General features: G+C 71.7%; 15 protein-coding genes. 7 read left to right on the top strand and 8 right to left on the bottom strand.

Annotation, left to right across the window (positions count from 1 at the left end; genetic code table 11):
• Window positions 1–30: 30 nt before the first annotated feature.
• Window positions 31–864: a tyrosinase family protein gene (locus tag ACFWZ2_RS35480; RefSeq protein WP_384552876.1), complete on the top strand. Its 834-nt coding sequence runs from the start codon at window positions 31–33 to the stop codon at window positions 862–864.
• Window positions 857–1,468, top strand: a complete 612-nt coding sequence (locus ACFWZ2_RS35475) for an NAD(P)-dependent oxidoreductase (RefSeq protein WP_384552875.1) — start codon at window positions 857–859, stop codon at window positions 1,466–1,468. Before ACFWZ2_RS35480 ends, ACFWZ2_RS35475 begins: the two co-directional genes overlap by 8 nt.
• Before the next feature lie 90 nt (window positions 1,469–1,558).
• Here the strand turns inward: ACFWZ2_RS35475 and ACFWZ2_RS35470 are convergent, their stop codons facing one another.
• Window positions 1,559–3,103 (bottom strand): PLP-dependent aminotransferase family protein, encoded by a 1,545-nt coding sequence (locus ACFWZ2_RS35470; RefSeq protein ID WP_384552873.1) that lies wholly within the window; start codon window positions 3,101–3,103, stop codon window positions 1,559–1,561.
• 29 nt (window positions 3,104–3,132) lie between these two features.
• Between ACFWZ2_RS35470 and ACFWZ2_RS35465 the strand changes: the two genes are divergently transcribed.
• The 5 genes from ACFWZ2_RS35465 to ACFWZ2_RS35445 all read left to right on the top strand — a co-directional run bounded on the left by ACFWZ2_RS35465 (window position 3,133) and on the right by ACFWZ2_RS35445 (window position 8,575).
• Window positions 3,133–3,732: a LysE family translocator gene (locus ACFWZ2_RS35465; protein ID WP_384552871.1), complete on the top strand. Its 600-nt coding sequence runs from the start codon at window positions 3,133–3,135 to the stop codon at window positions 3,730–3,732.
• Window positions 3,733–3,829: 97 nt separating this feature from the next.
• Window positions 3,830–4,810, top strand: a complete 981-nt coding sequence (locus tag ACFWZ2_RS35460) for a GNAT family N-acetyltransferase (RefSeq protein WP_384552869.1) — start codon at window positions 3,830–3,832, stop codon at window positions 4,808–4,810.
• A gap of 31 nt (window positions 4,811–4,841) precedes the next feature.
• Window positions 4,842–5,642, top strand: a complete 801-nt coding sequence (locus ACFWZ2_RS35455; protein ID WP_384552868.1) for a sugar phosphate isomerase/epimerase family protein — start codon at window positions 4,842–4,844, stop codon at window positions 5,640–5,642.
• Between the two features lie 348 nt (window positions 5,643–5,990).
• Entirely contained in the window at window positions 5,991–7,799 is a 1,809-nt protein-coding gene (locus ACFWZ2_RS35450; RefSeq protein ID WP_384552866.1) for a glycoside hydrolase family 3 protein, read from the top strand.
• 113 nt (window positions 7,800–7,912) lie between these two features.
• On the top strand, window positions 7,913–8,575 hold the full coding sequence (locus ACFWZ2_RS35445; RefSeq protein ID WP_384552864.1) for a hypothetical protein: 663 nt from the start codon (window positions 7,913–7,915) through the stop codon (window positions 8,573–8,575).
• 28 nt (window positions 8,576–8,603) lie between these two features.
• Here ACFWZ2_RS35445 and ACFWZ2_RS35440 read toward each other — a convergent pair whose 3' ends face one another.
• From ACFWZ2_RS35440 to ACFWZ2_RS35410, 7 genes are all read right to left on the bottom strand, one after another.
• A complete protein-coding gene (locus ACFWZ2_RS35440) occupies window positions 8,604–10,058 on the bottom strand; it encodes an aminopeptidase (RefSeq protein ID WP_384552862.1) in 1,455 nt (484 codons plus the stop codon).
• A gap of 89 nt (window positions 10,059–10,147) precedes the next feature.
• Window positions 10,148–10,543 carry a hypothetical protein gene (locus tag ACFWZ2_RS35435; protein ID WP_384552860.1) on the bottom strand — a complete coding sequence of 132 codons (396 nt, stop codon included), beginning with the start codon at window positions 10,541–10,543 and terminating at the stop codon, window positions 10,148–10,150.
• A gap of 131 nt (window positions 10,544–10,674) precedes the next feature.
• Window positions 10,675–14,409, bottom strand: a complete 3,735-nt coding sequence (locus ACFWZ2_RS35430) for an ABC transporter ATP-binding protein (RefSeq protein ID WP_384552858.1) — start codon at window positions 14,407–14,409, stop codon at window positions 10,675–10,677.
• Window positions 14,410–14,548: 139 nt separating this feature from the next.
• The gene (locus ACFWZ2_RS35425; protein WP_384552856.1) at window positions 14,549–15,487 is read right to left on the bottom strand and encodes a serine hydrolase; all 939 of its coding nucleotides are present in this window, start codon (window positions 15,485–15,487) and stop codon (window positions 14,549–14,551) included.
• Window positions 15,488–15,611: 124 nt separating this feature from the next.
• Complete coding sequence (locus tag ACFWZ2_RS35420) at window positions 15,612–17,300, bottom strand: thiamine pyrophosphate-binding protein (protein ID WP_384552855.1); 1,689 nt, start codon at window positions 17,298–17,300, stop codon at window positions 15,612–15,614.
• A complete protein-coding gene (gene speB / locus ACFWZ2_RS35415; protein WP_384552853.1) occupies window positions 17,297–18,289 on the bottom strand; it encodes an agmatinase in 993 nt (330 codons plus the stop codon). Before speB ends, ACFWZ2_RS35420 begins: the two co-directional genes overlap by 4 nt.
• Before the next feature lie 77 nt (window positions 18,290–18,366).
• Window positions 18,367–19,821, bottom strand: coding sequence for a sodium:solute symporter (locus ACFWZ2_RS35410; RefSeq protein WP_384552852.1), 1,455 nt, complete (start codon window positions 19,819–19,821; stop codon window positions 18,367–18,369).
• Window positions 19,822–19,986 lie beyond the last annotated feature (165 nt).

The following is a 19,986-nucleotide window of genomic DNA, read 5'->3' as shown; positions in this document are numbered from 1 at the left end:
CGTAGCGACACGACAAAGGTCTGAATTCTCATGGCAGTTCGCAAGAACCAGGCGAACCTGAGCGCGGCCGAGCGCCGCGCCTTCATCGACGCGCTCCTCACCCTCAAGGCCCGGGGCGCCTACGACAAGTACGTCGAGGTCCACGACTACTTCGCGACGAACGACCTCGACGACGCGGAGCGCACCGGACACTCGGCGCCGTCGTTCCTCCCTTGGCACCGTAAGTTCCTGCTCGACTTCGAGCGGGACCTGCAGACCGTCAACCCCTCGGTCACGCTGCCGTACTGGGACTGGACGGTCGACCGTACGACGACGTCCCCGATGCGCCCGGACTTCCTCGGCACCACGGGCCGCGCGGGCGACAGCCAGGTCATGGACGGTCCGTTCGCGTACTCCGGCGGCAAGTGGAAGATCTACCTCGGGACGGACGAGCGCCCGTTCCTGCGCAGGGACATCGGCTCGACCGACATGCTCCCCACGGCCGCGCAGGTGGAGTCCGCCCTCTCCATAGCCCACTACGACGAGGCACCGTGGAACGGCCGGAGCGTGGGCGGTTTCCGCAACGTCCTGGAGGGCTGGGCGAACCGGAACACCGGGCCGCACAACGCCGTGCACCGCTACATCGGCGGCGCGATGAACTCCGGCAAGTCCCCCAACGACCCGGTCTTCTGGATGCACCACTGCTTCATCGACAAGCTGTGGGTCGAGTGGCAGCGCAGGCACCCGGGCTCCGGCTACCTGCCCGTCACACCGGTCAAGGACGTCGTCGCGCTGAACCAGCCGATGAAGCCCTGGAGCGAGCGCGGGGAGCGCATCACCCCCGCCGACATGCTCGACCACACGCGCTTCTACACCTATGAGTAGCGGCGTCCTGCCGGGTACGGCGGTCAGGATCGCCGTACTCGGCGCCACCGGTATGGCCGGCAGCCGCATCGTCGGCGAGGCACGGGCCCGTGGCCATGAGGTCACGGCGGTCGCGCGGTCGCAAGGCGGGGACGTCACCGACCCCGCGCTGCTCGACCGGGTCGTCGGCGCCGCCGATGTCGTCGTCAGTGCGCTGCCCGCCCGGGTCGTACTCCCGCTCCTGACCGAGCTGGCCGGTCCCGCCCGTGCCGCGGGCACCCGCCTTGTCTTCGTCGGCGGCGCGGGCAGTCTGCGGCTGCCGGCCGGTGAACGCGTCATCGACCGGCCGGACTTCCGCGAGGAGTGGAAGCCCGAGGCGTCCGCGCACGTCGAGCTGTTGGACGAGCTGCGGGCGCTGCCCGACGAGGTGGAGTGGACGTTCCTGAGCCCCTCCGCCCTCTTTGTGCCCGGCGAGCGGACCACGGTCTTCCGGCTCGGCGGCGAGAACCTGCTGACCGGGGCCGACGGAACGTCCCGGATCTCGGCCGAGGACTACGCGATCGCGCTGCTGGACGAGATCGAGTCGCCGCTGCACCGCCGTCAGAGGTTCACGGTGGGGTACTGAGCCCCACCGGGACCGACCGGCACGGACCGGGGTGGGGCCGCCAGAGGGGACGGCCCCACCTCTGCGCGCCACCGGCCGGGCCCGGCCTCGTCAGGAGGGGCGGAGCAGGTGGCCCAGGGTCGTCATGGCCTCGGCTATGTCCGCCGTACCGGCCGCCGCGTAGCCGAGGACCAGGCCCGGCGGGTGCGGGAGTTGGGTGTGCCAGGACAGGGGGTGGACCTTGACCCCGTGGGACAGGGACGCCGTGGCGAGGTCCTTGTCCGAGCCGTCGTACGCCGACGCGTCGAAGGTGATCGTGAGGTGCAGGCCCGCCGCGGCGCCGTGCACCACCGCCCCGGGCAGGCACGTTCCGATCGCCTCGATCATCGCGTCCCTGCGCCTGCGGTGGTGCTTGCGGATGAGGCGGAGGTGGCGTTCCAGGTCGCCGGAGTCCATCAGGTGGGCGAGGACGAGCTGGGGCAGCGCCGCGTTGCCCAGGTCGACGAGGCGTTTGGCGTCCACCAGCGCGTCCCGGTACGCGGGCGGGGCCAGCAGCCAGCCGAGGCGCAGCGCGGGTGCGAGCAGTTTGGAGACGCTCCCCGCGTAGCAGACGTGCTCGGGCAGTACGGCGCGGAGTGCGGGGACGGCGGGACGGTCGTAGCGGTGCTCGGCGTCGTAGTCGTCCTCGATGACCAGGCCTCCTTCGCGGGCCCACTCCATCAACGCGCGGCGCCGTTCCCCGCCGAGCACCACACCCGTCGGGAACTGATGCGCGGGCGTCAGCAGCACGGCCGGTGCGCCGGAGGCCCGCAGCGCGTCGACCCGGATGCCCTGCGCGTCCACCGGTACGGGCGGGGTGTCCAGCGGGCGCAGGTGCTGACGTACTCCCAGTGAACCCGGTTCCTCGACCGCCACTTGGGAGATCCCCTCCGCGCGCAGCACGTCGACGAGCAGGCGCAGCGCCTGGGCCGTGCCGTTCACGATCATCACGTCGTCCGGGTCCGCGACGATCCCCCGGTTGCGGGAGAGCCACCGCGCCACGGCGCCGCGCAGGCCGGGGGTGCCGCGCGGATCCCCGTACCCGAAGTCCTCCGGCACGAGCCCCGCGAGCACGGCGCGTTCGGCCCGCAGCCAGGCCGCACGCGGGAACGCGGAGAGGTCCGGCAGGCCCGGCGACAGGTCGATACGGGCGGGCGCGGCCCGGATGGCGTCGAAGATGCCGAGGTCGTCGGGGGGTGTGGTGAAGAGGGCGGCGGTGTCCGCCTCCGCGCGGAGGCGAGTGCGCACGCGGGTGCCAATACCCCTCTCCATACCGGCACTTGGGGTTCCCCGGACCGGCGCGGCGACCGGTGCCGCCACCACCACCGTGCCGCCCCTCCCCCGCCCCGCCACGTGCCCGTCCTCGGTCAGGCGCCGGTACGCCTCGGTCACCACGCCTCGGGAGACGCCCAGTTCGTCGGCGAGGGTGCGGGTGGCGGGCAGTCTGCCGCCGGTGGCGAGGCGGCCGTCCGCGATCGCCTCCCTGATCCGCCGCGCCAGCCAGTCGGCGAGGCCGCCCCTGGGGGCGTCGCGGGTGTCGAGCTGGAGGAAGTCGGAGGTGGCGGCGCCCCCGCCCGCTATGGACCTGCCGGAAGGAGATCCTTTGGACCTGTTCATGGATCCATTGTGGGCGCCAGGGTCGGGGCATGGAATTTCTGCTCACCTCACTCGTCGTCTGTGTGACACCCGGCACCGGGGTCCTCTTCACGATCGCGGCCGGTCTCTCCCGCGGCACCCGCGCCGCCGTGGTCGCCGCCGTCGGCTGCACGCTGGGGGTCGTGCCGCACATGGTCGCCGCGATCACCGGGCTCGCCGCGCTCCTGAACGCCAGCGCGGTCGCCTTCGAGACGCTCAAGTACCTCGGTGTGGCCTACCTGTTGTACATGGCGTGGAGCACGCTGCGGGACAAGAGCGACCTCACCGCGGAGCGGGAGAGCGCGCCGCGTTCGGCGGGGCGCACCATCCTCACCGGTGTGCTGATCAACATCCTCAATCCGAAGCTCACGCTGTTCTTCTTCGCGTTCCTGCCGCAGTTCGTGGACGCCGACGAGCCATACGCCTTCCTGCGCATGACGGAGCTCAGTGCGTACTTCATGCTGATCACGTTCGCGGTCTTCGCGGCGTACGGACGGTTCGCCGCGGCGATGCGCAGTCATGTCATCTCGCGGCCGCACGTGGTGAGTTGGCTGCGGCGCACCTTCGCGGTGGCGTTCGCCGCGCTGGGGGCGCGCCTCGCGTTCCTCTGAGGCGGCGGGCCCCTCGCAAGCGCCCGGAAGGCTTCCCTCCCGGCCCACTCCGCCGTACCGTTGACTCAGTCAAAGGTGACCTCCGGAGTGATCCGTCATGGCGAATCCGCCGCGCGCAGCCCGCACGCCGATCCACGCGCCGATCCATGAGATCCGCGCCTTCAACCGCTTCTACACCAACCTGATCGGCGCGCTCGACTACAGCCGCCATCTGTACGTGCCGTACACGCTCACCGAGTCCCGCGTCCTGTACGAACTCGCCCACTCGCCGCACACCGACGCGGCCGATCTGCGCGGTGAACTCTCCCTGGACGCCGGATACTTGAGCCGTCTGCTCGGCAAGTTCGAGCGGGCGGGCCTGGTCGAGCGGGCGCCGTCCGCGCCCGATCCGCGGCGACAGCGCATCACGCTGACCGCCCGTGGCCGCGACGCCGCCGATCTGCTCGACGAGCGGTCGCGCGAGGCCGTCGGGTCGCTGCTGGCCGATGTGCCGAGCGACGAGCGGGAGCGGCTCGCGGCGGCGATGCGTACGGTGCGGGAGATTCTGGCGGGCTCGACCGGGCGGGTCGGGCGGCGCGGCGCGCACGTCCTGCTCAGGGAGCCGGGCGCGGGCGATCTGGGGTGGATCGTGCAGCGCAACGCGGCGGTGTACGCGGCCGAGTTCGGGTGGAACGCCGACTACGAGGGGCTCGTCGCCCGTCTCGTCGCCGACTTCGCCCAGGACCACGACCCCCATCTGGAGCGGGTGTGGATCGCCGAGCTCGACGGGCGGCCCGTGGGGTGCGTGATGTGCGTACGGGACGAGGCGCCCGCGACGGCGCGGCTGCGGCTGCTGCTCGTCGAGCCGGACGCGCGGGGCCTCGGCATCGGCGACCAGCTCATCGACGCCTGCGTCGAGTTCGCGCGCGGCGTCGGCTACCGGGACCTCGTCCTGTGGACCAACGACGTGCTCGCGGCGGCCCGCACCCTCTACCAGCGGCACGGCTTCGTGCTCGTCGCGGAGAAGCCGCACCGCTCCTTCGGCGCCGATCTCGTGGGACAGGACTGGCGGCTGCCGCTGCACGAGCTGCGGGGTTGACCCCTGACCCGTGCCGCCTACTGTCGTGGCCATGAAACTCGCCTTCTCCACCCTCGGCGTCCCTGGGCTCCCCCTGTCCGACGTGCTGCGCCTGGCCACCGGGCACGGCTACCACGGCGTGGAGCTGCGCGCGCACCCCGAGGAGCCGGTGCACCCGGGGATCGGCCTGGTCGAACGGGCCGACGTGGCCGCCTCGTTCAAGGCGGCGGGCGTCGAGATCCTCGGCATCGCGGGGTACGCGCGCGTGGCGGAGCCCGGCGAGGACGAGCCCGTCCTCGCCGAGCTGCGGTCGCTCGTCGCGCTCGCCCGCGACCTGGGCGCCCCGTTCGTCCGGGTCTTCCCGGGCGGCGGCACGGAGCAGAGCGCGGACGAGGCCGACGCGACGGCCGCCCGGCGGCTCGGCACCGCCGCACGGCACGCCGCCGACGCGGGCGTCCGCATCCTCCTGGAGACGCACGACTCGCACCGCACCGGCGCCGACGTCATCCGCGTCCTCGGCACGGTCGGGCACCGGCAGGTCGGCGCGCTGTGGGACGTGATGCACACCTGGCTCGGCGGCGAGCCCGTCGTCGACACGTTCGCCGCACTGTCCCCGTACCTCGGCTACGTACAGGTGAAGGACATCGCGTCGGCGGACGACACGACACCACTCCCCCTCGGTGCGGGGGTCCTGCCGCTCGCCGAGTGCGTGGCCCTCCTCGGTCAGGAGAACTGGGACGGCTGGCTGTGCTGGGAGTACGAGAAGCGGTGGTACGAAGAGGCGGCGCCCTTCCCGGAGTTGCTCGGTCCTGGCCGTGAGCTGCTGACACGCCTGGTGACGCGGGCGGGCTGAGCACGGGGCGCGAGCACCTCCGCACCACTTTCCGGAAATCACCGGCCCGAGGGGAACCCACGCGCCCGCGCCCCCGTCCAACCGCCACGCTGTCGGTGAGTCTCCGCAAGGCGGTGTCGGCATCGCTGCTGGCTGCGAACGCTGACCACCCTCTCCGCCGCCTGCGGCCGGCAGCACGCCGTCACCGGTGCGCCCCCCTCCACACAGCGCCGGTGACGGCCCCTCCCCGCCCCCTCCCGTTCCGCGCCCCACCCTTCCCTCGCCCCTCTCCCGCCCCTTGACCGGCAGAAAGCTTCGGGATATCCGTAGGGCCTGAAAGAAACTTTCCGCGAGCCCGCAGGAGCGCACGTGTCCCAGAACGACGACCTCGACCGCCGTCTCCGCGGGATCATCTCCGGCCTGAGCCTGGCGGAGAAGGTCGGCCAGCTCTTCGTGATGCACGTGTACGGCCACACCGCCACCGACCCGGACCAGGCGGACGTCGACACCAACCTCCGGGAGCTGGGGGTCAGGGACGCCGCCGAGATGATCGCCAAGTACCGCCCGGGCGGCGTCATCTACTTCGGCTGGGCCCACAACACCCGTACCCCGCACCAGATCGCGGAGCTGTCCAACGGCATCCAGAAGGCCGCGGCCGCCCAGCCGTCCGGCATCCCGGTGCTGATCTCCGTGGACCAGGAGCATGGCATCGTCGCCCGCGTCGGCGCCCCCGCGACCCTGCTGCCCGGCGCGATGGCGCTCGGCGCGTCCGGCTCCCACGACGCCGCCCGCGAGGCCGCCCGGATCGCGGGCGCCGAACTGCGCGCGCTCGGCATCCGCCAGGACCACGCCCCGGACGCCGACGTGAACGTCGACCCCGCCAACCCCGTCATCGGCGTGCGCTCCTTCGGCTCCGACCCCGAGGCGGTCGCCGGGTTCGTCACCGCGCAGATCGAGGGGTATCAGAGCGCGGGCGTCGCGACGGCGGCCAAGCACTTCCCCGGGCACGGCGACACCATGGACGACAGCCACACGGAACTGCCGCACATCCACCACACCCGCGAGGAGTGGGACCGCATCGACGCCCCGCCGTTCCGCGCGGCGGTCGCGGCGGGCGTCGACTCGGTGATGACCGCGCACATCGTGGTGCCCGCGCTCGACCCGTCGGGCGACCCGGCCACCCTGTCGTATCCGATCGTGACCGGTGTGCTGCGCGAGGAGCTGGGCTTCGACGGTGTGATCGCCACGGACTCGCTCGCGATGCGCGGCGTCCGCACGAAGTACGGCGACGACCGCGTGGCGGTGCTCGCCCTGAAGGCCGGCGTCGACCAGCTCCTGAATCCGCCGCAGCCCGAGGTCGCGTGGCACGCGGTCCTGCGGGCCGTGGAGGAGGGCGAGTTGACCGTGCGGCGGATCGAGGAGTCCGTACTGCGCGTCCTGCGGATGAAGGCGGGGGCGGGCCTCCTCGACGACGTGTTCCCCGAGGCCACGGCCGACGCCGTGGACGCCACCGTCGGCACCCCCGGCCATCTCGCCGCCGCCGACCGCATCGCGGAGGCGACCACGACGCTGCTGCGCGACGACGCCGGGCTGCTGCCGCTGTCGCCGGACACGCACCGGGAGATCCTGGTGGTCGGCGCGGACCCCGGCTCGCCGTCCGGCACGACGGGCCCGCCGACCTCGGTGCTCGCCGACACCCTGACCGGCCTCGGCTTCGCCGCGACGGCCCTGTCCACCGGAACCACCCCCGACGGCGCGGCGGTCGGGCGGGCGGTGACGGCGGCGCAGGGCAAGGACGCGGTGCTCGTGGCGACGTACAACGTGGCGGCGCCGAGCACGGCACGGGACAACACGCAGGCCGCCAACGCGGCGCTCGACAAGGCGTCCCGGACCGGTGAGAACACCGCGGCCGACGGCCAGTCCGCCCTGGTCGCCGCCCTCAAGGCCACCGGCGTCCCCGTCATCGCCCTCGCCGTCCGCAACCCCTACGACGTCGCGCATCTGCCCGACGTGGACGCCGCCCTCGCCTCGTACTCGTGGACGGACGTCGAACTGCGCGCCGCGGCACGGGTGATCGCGGGCCGGGCGGCGCCGCGCGGGCGGCTGCCGGTGCCGGTGCGGCGGGCGGACGATCCGGCGCAGCTGCTGTACCCGGTCGGCCACGGGCTGACGTACTGAGACGTACGACGCACTACCGGCGCACCACCCCCAAGTGACCCAAAGCGCCCTGTGCACCTGGCGTGCGCCCGCTGCGGCGGGCCACGCTGGGTGCACATATCGGGGGGACTGCCATGCTTGCCTGCACCACGGCGCGGCCTCGTGCTGTCCGGGGGACGACCTGGACGTTCCGCGCGCTGCTCCTTGCCGCCGCGCTCGCGCTGACCGGCTGCCAGAAGTCCGGTGGTTCGGACCCCTCTTCGTCGGGGCGGATCGACGACCAGACTCCCGCGGCCTCGCGTCCCTCCGGGTTCGGCGCGGTGTTCCTCGCCGTCGACGAGTGCAGTTCGCGCGGGCGCGAGACGTTCACGGAGGTGCCGTGCACCAGCGAGCGGGCGGCCGCGCGGGTCGTCGCGCGCTACGACGGCAAGGTCAGGGAGGGCCCGACGTGCCCCGCGCGCACGGACTTCGTCCTGCACATCAGCGAGAGCAGGCCCGCGGTCGACGAGGACGGCGACGGCGAGGTCCCGCAGGGCTACGCGTGCATGCGGAACCTGGAACCGCCGCACCCCGGTGACCCCGGGGGCGGCGGCGGGCCGCGGACCGTCGTCGGTGACTGCGTCTACGGCGCGGGACGCGGCGAGGTGCGGGAGACCGCCTGCGACGGCTCCGGCAAGCGCGCCCCGGAGTACCGGGTCACGTCGGCGGTGGCGGAAAGGTCCCAATGCCCTTCCGCCACCCAGCTCTACGTGACCCTGGGCGGCGACCGCCCGGTCGGGTGCGCCGTACGCGTGTGACGCACCCGCCGGGACGGTCACGCGGGGCCTACGGCCGCAGCGTCAGCTCCTTGCGCACGTCGCGCTTGTCGAGCTTCTTGTCGTACGGCGCGAGCGGCTTGCCCGCGGCCGACGAGACCCCGGCCCACGCCTGGATCCGCTGGGTCGCCTTCGCCTTCTCGTCCGCGACGAGCTGCGAGACGGACGCGCCGTGGTTGGCGCCGGGCGCCGTGAAGACGTACGAGTCGTGCTTGGCGCCCCGGGCCGGACGGAACCGTTCGGCGCCCCACGGGTCGAACTCGCCGTACACGTACATCATCTGGTGCGCGTTGTGCCGCACCCACCGGTCGACGTCGCGCATGGCGCCCGGCCTGAACGTCATGGGGATCTCGCGCGGCACGAAGTTCCGCGGCGGCTGGTAGCCGTAGCGGCTCAGGTCGCCGAGCCAGGGCTGCTTGACGGACGGCGCGCCGAGTTCGGTGCCCGCCTGGTAGTAGTACGGCGTGTAGGCCTCAAGACCCTGGTCGGTGTAGGAGGACCAGCCGCCCACCGACTCGACGTAGTCGAAGATCTGCTGGTCGGTCGCGGTCGCCGCGTCCGGGATCTTCCCGCAGGCGGTGGCGGCGGGCTGGTACTGCCAGAAGCCCCAGACCAGGTCGAGGACGACCGCCTCGAACGCCTTGTCAAGGGTGCCGACGGTCTTGAAGGTGTAGCCCTCCGCCTCGGCGTAGGCCGCGAGCTTCTTCGACAGCGGCTCCCTGCGCACCAGCGCCTCGCGCTGCACGTCCTGGATCGCGGTGCGGCACTCCTTGGGCCCGACGCCGTCGAGGAACTCGTCGTACGCCGAGTCCTCCTTGTCGACCACGTCGTTGGGCGCGACGTAGGAGACGACGCCGTCCATGTCACGCGGGTAGAAGCGCTCGTAGTACGTGGCGGTCATGCCGCCCTTGGAGCCGCCGGTGGCCAGCCAGTTCTTGCCGTAGATCGGCTTCAGCGCCTGGTAGATGCGGTGCTGGTCGCTGGCGGCCTGCCAGATGTCGAGCTTGGTCCAGTCGGCCGGGTCGGGGCGCGACGGGCTGAAGAAGCGGTACTCCATGGAGACCTGGTTGCCGTCGACGATCTGCGTCGGCTCGCGGCGGCTCGGGGTCGTCGAGACGTTGTAGCCGCTCGTGTAGAAGACCGAGGGGCGGCTGGTGTCCTTGTGCAGCACGGTGATCCGCTGCTTGAACGTGCCCTTGGACGGGTGCCTGTGGTCCACCGGCTGGGTGTAGTTGAGCACGAAGAAGCGGTAGCCGGTGTACGGCTTCTCCTCGATCAGGCTCATGCCGGGTATGGCGAGCAGCCTGTCCTTGATGTCCTGCGCACTGGATATGTGCGAGGTGCCGGACGTATCTGGGACGTCCCGTTCCGCGGCGGTGGCCGCTCCGGTCGTCGTCGCTCCGGCCGCGCTCGCGGTACCTATCAGCACCACGAGCGACAGCAGCCATCTGAGCGCCTTGCGCATGCACCCTCCCCTGTCGACACAGCAATGCACCGGAACCTAACGGAGCAACTGGGTCCGCACCAGAGGAGATTGAGCGGGGGCCGCCGGAATCAGCAGAGGATCCAGCCCGAACTGACCCCGCCGCCGCCGATCTTCCCGGTCACCCAGACGCAGCGGTGGCCCGCGTGGACCGTCACCGGGCCCGCGTGGTGGGTGTAGTTGCCCTTGTCGCGGGCCGGGCGGCTGCCGCGCGCCTGGATGCTGACCGACATCGTCTTGCGGGCGCCGGGACGCTTGGCGTAGGCGATGGCGCAGAGGTAGCCGCGCGCCTTGAAGACGTCGACGCGGCCGGTGCTGAAGGGGAGCGTGCGCGCCTTGTGGCCGCGGCAGGGGGCCGCGGGGGCCTTCGCCGCGGCGATGCCGGGGCCCGCGAGGGCGAGCAGCACGGAGGCGGTGAGCACGGCGGCGCCGAGCGACAGCCGCCGTCGTATCCGACCACTGCTCACGTGTGTCCCTCCCACCCCTGTGGCATCAGCGTACTGATGTACGGACGCCGTTCATGACCCCCACGGTTGCGGGCTTCCGGGGCATTTTTGCCGCGGAAGGGATACCGCGGAGTAACCCCGGCATCGGCCCCTCACGTCGACGTGCTGAGCTCCGGCTCGTCCTCCCCCACGAACGTCCGCCACAGCCGCGCGTACCGCCCGTCGAGGGCGAGCAGCTCCTCGTGCGTGCCGTCCTCGGCGACCTGTCCGTGGTCCATCACGACCACCCGGTCGGCGCGGGCCGCCGTGGTCAGCCGGTGGGCCACCACGAGCGTCGTGCGCCTGCCCGCGATCCGGTCGGTGGCCTGGTTGACCTGCGCCTCGGTGGCGAGGTCGAGCGCCGCGGTCGCCTCGTCGAGCAGCAGGATGTCCGGGTCCACGAGCTCGGCCCTGGCCAGCGCGATCAACTGCCGCTGCCCCGCGGAGAGATTGCGGCCGCGCTCGCTGACCTCGTGCAGATAGCCGCCGTCCAGGGTGGCGATCATGTCGTGCGCGCCGACCGCGCGGGCCGCGGCCTCCACCTGGGCGTCGGTGGCGTCGGGGCGGCCGTAGGCGATGGCGTCCCTGACCGTGCCCGCGAAGAGGTACGCCTCCTGCGGCACGACGCCGAGGCGGTGCCGGTAGGACGTCATGTCCAGGTCCCGCAGATCGGTGCCGTCGACGGTGACGCGGCCGCCGGTCGGGTCGTAGAAGCGGGCGACGAGCTTGACGAGCGTCGACTTGCCCGCGCCGGTCTCGCCGACGAAGGCGACGGTCTGGCCCGCGGGTATCCGCAGCCGGATGCCGGTGAGGGCCTCCTCCTCGTCGGCGTACGCGAAGTTCACGTCCTCGAAGGCGATCTCGCCGCGCAGCGAGAGGACTTCGAGCGGCTCGTCGGCGGCCTCGGTCGAGGTCGGCTCCTGGAGCAGTTCCTGGATGCGGCCGAGCGAGACGGTGGCCTGCTGGTAGCCGTCGAAGACCTGCGAGAGCTGCTGCACGGGCGCGAAGAACAGGTCGATGTAGAGCAGATACGCGACGAGCGCACCGGTCGTCAGGGTGCCCGCCTCGACCCGTCCCGCGCCCACCATCAGCACGGCGACGACGGCCACCGACGACAGGAGCTGCACGAACGGGAAGTACACGGAGATCAGCCACTGGCCCCGGATGCGGGCCGCGCGGTAGCTGTCGCTGTGCGCCGCGAACCGCTCGCCGCCCGCCCGCTCGCGCCGGAAGGCCTGCACGATGCGCAGCCCGGCGACGGACTCCTGGAGTTCGGCGTTGACCACGGACACGCGCTCACGCGCCAGTTCGTACGCCTTCACGCTGGACTTGCGGAAGAAGTACGTGCCGACGATCAGCAGCGGCAGCGTCGCGAAGACCACCAGCGCCAGCTGTACGTCGATGACGAGCAGGGCGACCATGATGCCGAAGAAGGTGACCACGGAGACGAAGGCCGTGACGAGACCGGTCTGCAGGAAGGTCGAGAGGGCGTCCACGTCGGTGGTCATCCGGGTCATGATGCGCCCGGTCAACTCCCGCTCGTAGTAGTCGAGTCCGAGCCGCTGGAGTTGCGAGAAGATCTTCAGCCGCAGCGAGTAGAGCACCCTTTCACCGGTACGTCCGGTCATGCGCATCTCACCGGTCTGCGCGAACCACTGGACGACGACGGCGACGAGCGCGAGACCGGACGCGGCCCAGACCGCGCCGAGCGCGAGCTCGCTGACGCCCTCGTCGATGCCGTGCCGGATCAGGACGGGGAGCAGCAGCCCCATGCCCGCGTCGACGGCGACGAGCAGCAGGCTCAGGACGAGCGCCGTGCCGAACCCGGCGAGCAGCCTGCGCAGCCCGTACGACTCCTCCGGAGTGACGGCCCGCGCCTCGTCGATGCCCGGCGTGTCGGTGGCCGGCGGCAACGCGTCGACCTGGGCGAGGAGTTCGGGCGTCGACGGCATCCCGGAGAGCGCTGGATCCTTGGCGGTCCTGGCCTCACGGTCGCCGCTCCACAGCGCGGGCGTGATGCCCCGCTCCGCGTCGAACTCCGCGTCGAGCTCGGCACGCACCGAGGTGTCCTCGGGCAGATCCGCGGGCAGCGCGTGGCCCGGCGACACACCGCCGAGCTCGTCCGGGTCGGTCAGGAGCCTGCGGTAGAGCGCGGAACGCTCCTCCAGCTCCGCGTGGGTGCCGATGTCGGCGAGGCGCCCCTCGTCGAGGACGGCGATGCGGTCGGCGAGACCGAGGGTGGAGCGGCGGTGCGCGATCAGGAGCGTGGTGCGGCCCGCCATGACGTGCTTGAGGGCCTCGTGGATCTCGTGCTCGACGCGGGCGTCCACCGCGGAGGTGGCGTCGTCGAGGACGAGCAGACGGGGGTCGGTGAGGATGGCGCGGGCGAGCGCGATGCGCTGGCGCTGGCCGCCGGAGAGGGTCAGACCCTGCTCGCCGACCTTGGTGTCGTAGCCGTCGGGCAGCTCGGATATGAACCGGTCGGCCTGTGCGGCGCGTGCGGCCGTCTCGATCTGCTCCCGGGTCGCCTCCGGGTGGCCGTACGCGATGTTCGCGCCGATGGTGTCGGAGAAGAGGAAGGAGTCCTCGGGCACGAGCCCGATGGCGGAGCGCAGCGACTCCAGGGTCAGCTCGCGCACGTCCCGGCCGCCGATCAGGACGGCGCCGTGCGTCACGTCGTAGAAGCGGGGAAGCAGCAGCGAGACGGTCGACTTGCCGCTGCCGGACGAGCCGACGACGGCGAGGGTCTCGCCGGGGGCGATCTGGAAGGAGAGGCCGTCGAGGACCGGCCTGTCCTCCTCGTACGCGAAGGAGACGTCGTCGAACTCGACGGTGGCGGGGGCGTCGGCGGGCAGCTCCTTCGTGCCGTCCCGCAGGCTCGGCTCGGTGTCGATCAGTTCGAGCACGCGCTCGACACCGGCGCGGGCCTGCTGGCCCACGGTGAGGACCATGGCGAGCATCCGCACGGGGCCCACGAGCTGCGCGAGATACGTCGAGAAGGCGACGAACGTGCCGAGCGTGATCTCCCCGCGCACCGCGAGCCAGCCGCCGAGGGCCAGCATCGCGACCTGGCCGAGCATCGGCACGGCCTGCAGGGCGGGCGTGTAGCGGGAGTTGAGGCGGATGGTGCGAAGCCGCCCCGCGAAGAGCTTGCGCCCGACCTCGCGGAGCTTCCCGGTCTCCTGCTCCTCCTGGCCGAAACCTTTCACCACGCGTACGCCGCTGACGGCGCCGTCGACGACACCCGCCACGGCGGCGGCCTGGGCCTGCGCGTACCAGGTGGCGGGGTGCAGCCGGGAGCGGGAGCGGCGGGCGATGTACCAGAGGGCGGGGGCGACGGCAAGGGCGACGAGGGTGAGCGGCAGCGAGAGCCACGCCATGATCACGAGCGAGATCACGAAGAGCAGGACGTTGCCGATGGTCATCGGCAGCATGAAGAGCAGGCCCTGGATGAGCTGCAGGTCGCTGGTCGCGCGCCCGACGACCTGCCCGGTGGACAGCTCGTCCTGGCGCCGCCCGTCGAGCTTGGTGATCGTCCCGTACATCTCGGTCCGCAGGTCGTGCTGGACGTCGAGGGCGAGCCGGCCGCCGTAGTAGCGGCGGATGTAGGTCAGGACGTACACGAGGACGGCGGCGCCGAGCAGCGCACCGGCCCAGGGGCCCATGGACCGGCCGCCGCCCTGCCCGTCCTGCCCGATCACGTCATCGATGATCACCTTGGTGATCAGCGGCACGAGGGCCATGACGGCCATGCCGGCCAGCGAGGACCCGAGCGCGAGCACGACGTCCTTCGGATACCGCCACGCGTATCCGGTGAGACGCTTCGCCCATCCCCGTTGCTCTGCCACTCGGTGCCTCCCGGTCGTCTTCACTGCCGGAAGGCACCAACGCTGTGACAGGCGGATTTCATCCCACCGCAACAAATGGCGCCCCGTAAGGGGCGCGGGGAACTGCGCGACAAGCCACAGCGGACCCGTAGCGAAAGACTCAGCTACTGGGCACAGCCACAAACGCCTCCTGAGGCGCATTCGTCGGCGCATACCGCCGCGCCGCAGGCGCCTTGGGCGTCAGGTCCTTATGAATAGCCTTGGCCACCCCCTGAATCGTGGCAACGCCATAGTTCATCGTGCTGTTGCCGTGCGTGAGCACGGAGATCGTGTAGTCGTGCCCACCCCCCTTGAACGCCCCGATGCTGTGCACCCGCCACCCGTGGGTGGACCGCTGCAGCCACCCGTTCTTGACGTGGATCTTGACGCCGGACGGCGCCCCCGCGGGGGTGCCCCAGCGCTGCGAGGAGACGACCTTGCCCATCAGCTTGAGGATGTAGGCGCGCGCGTTGTCGCTCAGGACGGAGTTCTTGGCGGTGATCAGCGCGAGGAGCTTCTGCTCGTCGGCCGCGTTGATCCGGGTCAGGCCCCAGTAGCCGCCGGATCCCGGCACGGTCTTCGTCATCTTGGCGGCCTTGAGGAACGCCTTGATCTTCCCCGTGCCGAGCTGGCGCCAGAGCTTGCTGGTCGCCGCGTTGTCCGACTTGGTGATCATGGCGTACGCGAGGTCCGACTCGCGGGCCGACAGCTTCCGGTCGGTCTTCTTCGCGTCCCACAGGAGCGCCGCGAGGACGGTCGTCTTGACGACGCTCGCCGAGTCGAAGGCGGTGCCCGCGCGCAGCGTGCAGGTGGTCTTGGTGGTGCGGTCGTGGAGGCCGACCGCGACGGTGCCCTTGCGGTTCTTGAGCGCCGCAGTGATGTCCTTGGTGAGCTTGGCGGCCAGACCGGCCTGCGCGGAGGTGCAGGTGACCTTCGGCGCGGTCGCGGCGACGGCGGGCGTGGCGACGGAGGCCGTGCCGAGCGGCACGAGCACCCCTGCGGCGAGGCCCGCCGAGAGCACGCGGGCACGCCTGGATATCCCGGATACCGGGTGAGTCATGGAGTTTCCCCATCCCCCTTGGGTCTGTACGAGCCCCTCAGGGGCCGTACGAGTGCACCCCCCGGCGCACTCGCCTCACATGACTCACCAGTACCGGTGAATGGTTGTACGAAAACCGGGCCGATCAGCCCAGATGTGTCGGAGCGAACATCCGCAGGACCGCCGGAAGCACGACGACGGAGGGGCCCGGCTCGGCGAGGGCCTTCGCGAGGTCGTCCCGGAGGGTCTCCGGGGTCGTCCGTACGCCGGGCACCCCGAAGGACTCGGCGAGCCCGACGAAGTCGGGCCGCGCCAGCTCCGTGGCGGTCGCCTCGCCGAAGGCGTCGGACATGTACTCGCGCAGGATGCCGTAGCCGCCGTCGTCGACGATCAGCCAGGTCACGTCGAGGCCGTACTGCTTGGCCGTGGCCAGCTCGGCGATGGAGTACATCGCGCCGCCGTCGCCCGAGACCGCGAGGACGGGGTGCGAGGGGTCGGCGGCGGCCGCTCCGAGGGCCGCGGGGAAGCCGTAGCCGAGGCCGCCCGCGCCCTGCGCCGAGTGCATGGTGTTCGGGCGCCGGGCGTCGAAGGCGGACCACGCCCAGTAGGCGAGGATCGTCATGTCCCAGAAGGACGGCGACGCGTCGGGCAGGGCCTCGCGGACGGCGGCGAGCACCTGCCGCTCCAGGGTGAGGTCCTGGGCGTCGATGCGAGCGCGCACCTGGGCGAGCAGGTCCGCCACGCGCGCGTGGGCCGTCGGATCGGGGCGCTCGGCCTCGATCGTCTCCAGGAGCGCGGAGAGCGCGAGGCGCGCGTCCGCGTGGATGCCGAGCCCGGGGTGGTTGGACTCCAGCTTCCCGGCGTCCGCCTCGATCTGGATCACCCGGCCACGCGGCTTGAACGTGTGGTAGTTCGAGGACAGTTCACCGAGGCCTGAGCCGACGACGAGCAGGACGTCCGCGTCCTCCAGGAAGTCCGTGGTGTGCCGGTCCTCCAGCCAGGACTGGAGCGAGAGCGGATGCTCCCAGGGGAAGGCGCCCTTGCCGCCGAAGGTCGTGACGACCGGCGCGTTCAGCCGCTCGGCGAGCGCGAGCAGCTTGCCGGAGGCGTCCGCGCGCACGACGCCGCCGCCCGCGATGATCGCGGGGCGCTCGGCGCGCGTGAGCAGATCGGCGGCCACCGCGGTCAGTTCGGGGCGCGGCACGACGTCATCGGGCGTCGCGTCCATCGCCGTGACCACCGGCAGCGTCGTCTCGGCGAGCAGCACGTCCTGCGGGATCTCCACCCAGACCGGGCCGTGCGGGGCCGTCAGCGCCGACTCCCAGGCCGCCGCGATGGCGGACGGGATCTGCGAGGCGGTGCGGACCGTGTGCACGGACTTGACCACGTCCCTGAACGAGGCCTGCTGGTCGCGCAGTTCGTGCAGATAGCCGTGGCGCCCGCCGCCGAGTCCGGCCACCGGGACCTGGCTGCCGATCGCGAGGACGGGCGAGGATCCCGCGGCCGCCTCCTGGAGCGCGGCGAGCGAGGTGAGCGCGCCGGGCCCGGTGGACAGGAGCAGCGGGGCGACCTCGCCGGTGATCCGGCCGTACGCGTCCGCGGCGAAGCCCGTGTTGTTCTCCACGCGGAGGCCGACGTACGAGAGCGAGGAGCGGCGCAGCGCGTCGAACATGCCGAGCGCGTGCTGGCCCGGCAGGCCGAAGACCGTCGTCGCACCGAGGCCCTGGAGGGTCTCCACGACGAGGTCGCCGCCGTTGCGCCCCGGGGGCGGGTTCAGGGCGGCCCGGGTCTGCGCGGTGGTGGGCCGCAGCACGACGTCGTGGTCATGGGTCACTGGGCGCTCCCCGTGCCGCGGGCCTCCGCGATCTGGCGGGACATGATCGTCGTCAGTTCGTACGCCGTGTGGGATGCCGCCACCGCCGTGATCTCGGCGTGGTCGTACGCCGGGGCGACCTCGACGACGTCCGCCGAGACGAGGTTGCAGGAGGCCAGGCCCCGCAGGATCTCCAGGAGCTCGCGGGACGTCATGCCGCCCGCCTCGGGGGTGCCGGTGCCGGGCGCGTGCGCCGGGTCGAGGCAGTCGATGTCGATGGAGATGTACAGCGGGCGGTCGCCGATGCGCTGGCGCAGCTGGTCGGCGACCTCGTCGGCGCCGCGGCGGTAGATGTCCGCCGAGGTGACGATGCCGAAGCCCATCTTCTCGTCGTCGGTGAGGTCCTTCTTGCCGTACAGAGGGCCGCGCGTGCCGACGTGCGACAGCGCCTCGGTGTCGAGGATGCCCTCTTCGACGGCCCGGCGGAACGGCGTGCCGTGCGTGTACTCGGCGCCGAAGTACGTGTCCCAGGTGTCCAGGTGGGCGTCGAAGTGGAGGAGGGCGACCGGGCCGTGCTTCTTGGCGACGGAGCGCAGGAGCGGCAGCGCGATGGTGTGGTCGCCGCCGAGCGTCATCATGCGGGCACCGGAGCCGAGCAGGTCGTCGGCGGCGGCCTCGATGGTCTCCACGGCCTCGTTGATGTTGAACGGGTTGGCCGCGATGTCGCCCGCGTCCGCGACCTGCGCGAGCGCGAACGGCGAGGCGTCCTGCGCCGGGTTGTAGGGGCGGAGCAGGCGGGACGCCTCACGGATCGCGTTGCCGCCGAAGCGGGCGCCGGGGCGGTACGAGACGCCGGTGTCGAAGGGCACGCCGACCACCGCGACGTCCGTCCTGCCGCCGACCTCGTCGAGGCGGGGCAGGCGGGCGTACGTCGCCGGGCCCGCGTACCTCGGGATGCGGGAGGAGTCGACGGGGCCGCGGGGGGTCGTCGGGGTCTCGGCGCTGCTCATGGTCGGTTTCCTCCTGTTGGTGCGGGTGCTGCGATTCAAGTGTCGCGCGGCCCACTGACAGGGGGCCGCGCGGAGGTCTAGACGGTCACCGGAGTCTCCGGCTCCTCGGCGCCCCGCCCGGCCAGGCGTTCGCGCCAGGCGGCGAGGACCGCGGCGTCGGTGGGCTTCGTGGCCAGGGAGACCACCACGTACACGGCGAGCGAGGTCAACAGGCCGTAGTAGACGGGCTCGTTGGCGAGGATCCCGTACCCCCACATGAGCCCGATGACGGAGAGCCCACCGGCGGCGACGGCCGCGAGCGCGCCCGCCGCGGTGCCGCGCCGCCACAGCAGCCCGCCGAGGATCGGCACGAGCAGACCGCCGACGAGCAGGTTGTACGCGACGGTCAGCGCCTCGACGACGTCGTTGAGAGCGATGGCGATGAGGATCACGCCGACGCCCATGACGAGGATGAAGACGCGGTTGCCCTTGACCTCGTCGTGGTCCTCCGGCTGCGCGGAGACCACTCCCCGCAGCCGCGACCAGATGTCGTTGTTGGCGACGGTCGCGCAGGCGATGAGCGCTCCGGAGGACGTCGACATCACGGCGGCGAGCGCGGCGGCGAGCACCAGTCCGCGGACGCCCATGGGCAGTTCGTCCTTGACGATGGTCGCGAAGGCCGCGTCGGCGCTGGGCAGCTTCGGGTACATGACCTTGGCGGCGGTGCCGATGACGGCACCCGCGATCGCGTAGACCAGGCAGTACGTGCCGGCGACGGTGCCTCCGTAGCGGGCGACCTTGTCGCTGCGGGCGGTGAAGACGCGCTGCCAGATGTCCTGCCCGATGAGCATGCCGAACGTGTAGATCAGCACGTACGTGAAGATCGTCTCGCCGCCGATGCCCAGCGGGTCGAAGTACTCGGTGGGCAGCTTGGCCTTCATCTCGCCGAAGCCGCCCGCCTTGACGACGGCGATGGGCAGCAGCAGGAGCAGCACGCCGATGGTCTTCACCACGAACTGCACCATGTCGGTGAGCGTGATGGACCACATGCCGCCGAGCGTGGAGTACGCGACGACGATCGAGCCGCCGAGGATGATCGCGACGGTGCGGTTGAGGTCGAAGAGGACGTCGAAGATCGTGGCGTACGCGATGGTCGAGGTGACCGCGAGCATCAGCGTGTACGCCCACATGACCACTCCGGAGATGACGCCCGCGCGCCCTCCGTAGCGCAGGTCGAGCATCTCGGAGACCGTGTACACCTTCAGGCGCGCGATCCGGGCCGAGAAGAAGACGCTCAGCGCGAGAAGGCCGAGGCCGATGGTGAAGACCATCCAGGCGCCGGAGAGCCCGTACTGGTAGCCGAGGCCGACGCCGCCGATGGTGGAGGCGCCGCCGAGCACGATGGCGGCCATGGTCCCGGAGTACATCCACGGCCCGAGGCGGCGTCCCGCGACCAGGAACTCGGCCTTGGACTTGGCGCGGCGCATGCCCCACCAGCCCATGGCCAGCATCCCGGCGAGATAGACGACGATCACTGTGTAGTCGACGGCCATAGGGGGCCTCCTTCGCGCACCTCGGTGGCGTGTCGTGCAGAGGGGAGTGATGACCGGCCGTGGGGACATCCGCCCGTACCCACAGCCTGTGGTCGGCACGACCTTAGGTGGCCGGAAAGCAACGCTGAAGTGTACGTTTCCTCCACTCTCCACGAACGAGATGGA

The sequence above is a fragment of the Streptomyces sp. NPDC059002 genome, assembly GCF_042740435.1.
Taxonomy (GTDB): domain Bacteria; phylum Actinomycetota; class Actinomycetes; order Streptomycetales; family Streptomycetaceae; genus Streptomyces.
This window is presented reverse-complemented; position numbering and strand designations above follow the sequence as displayed.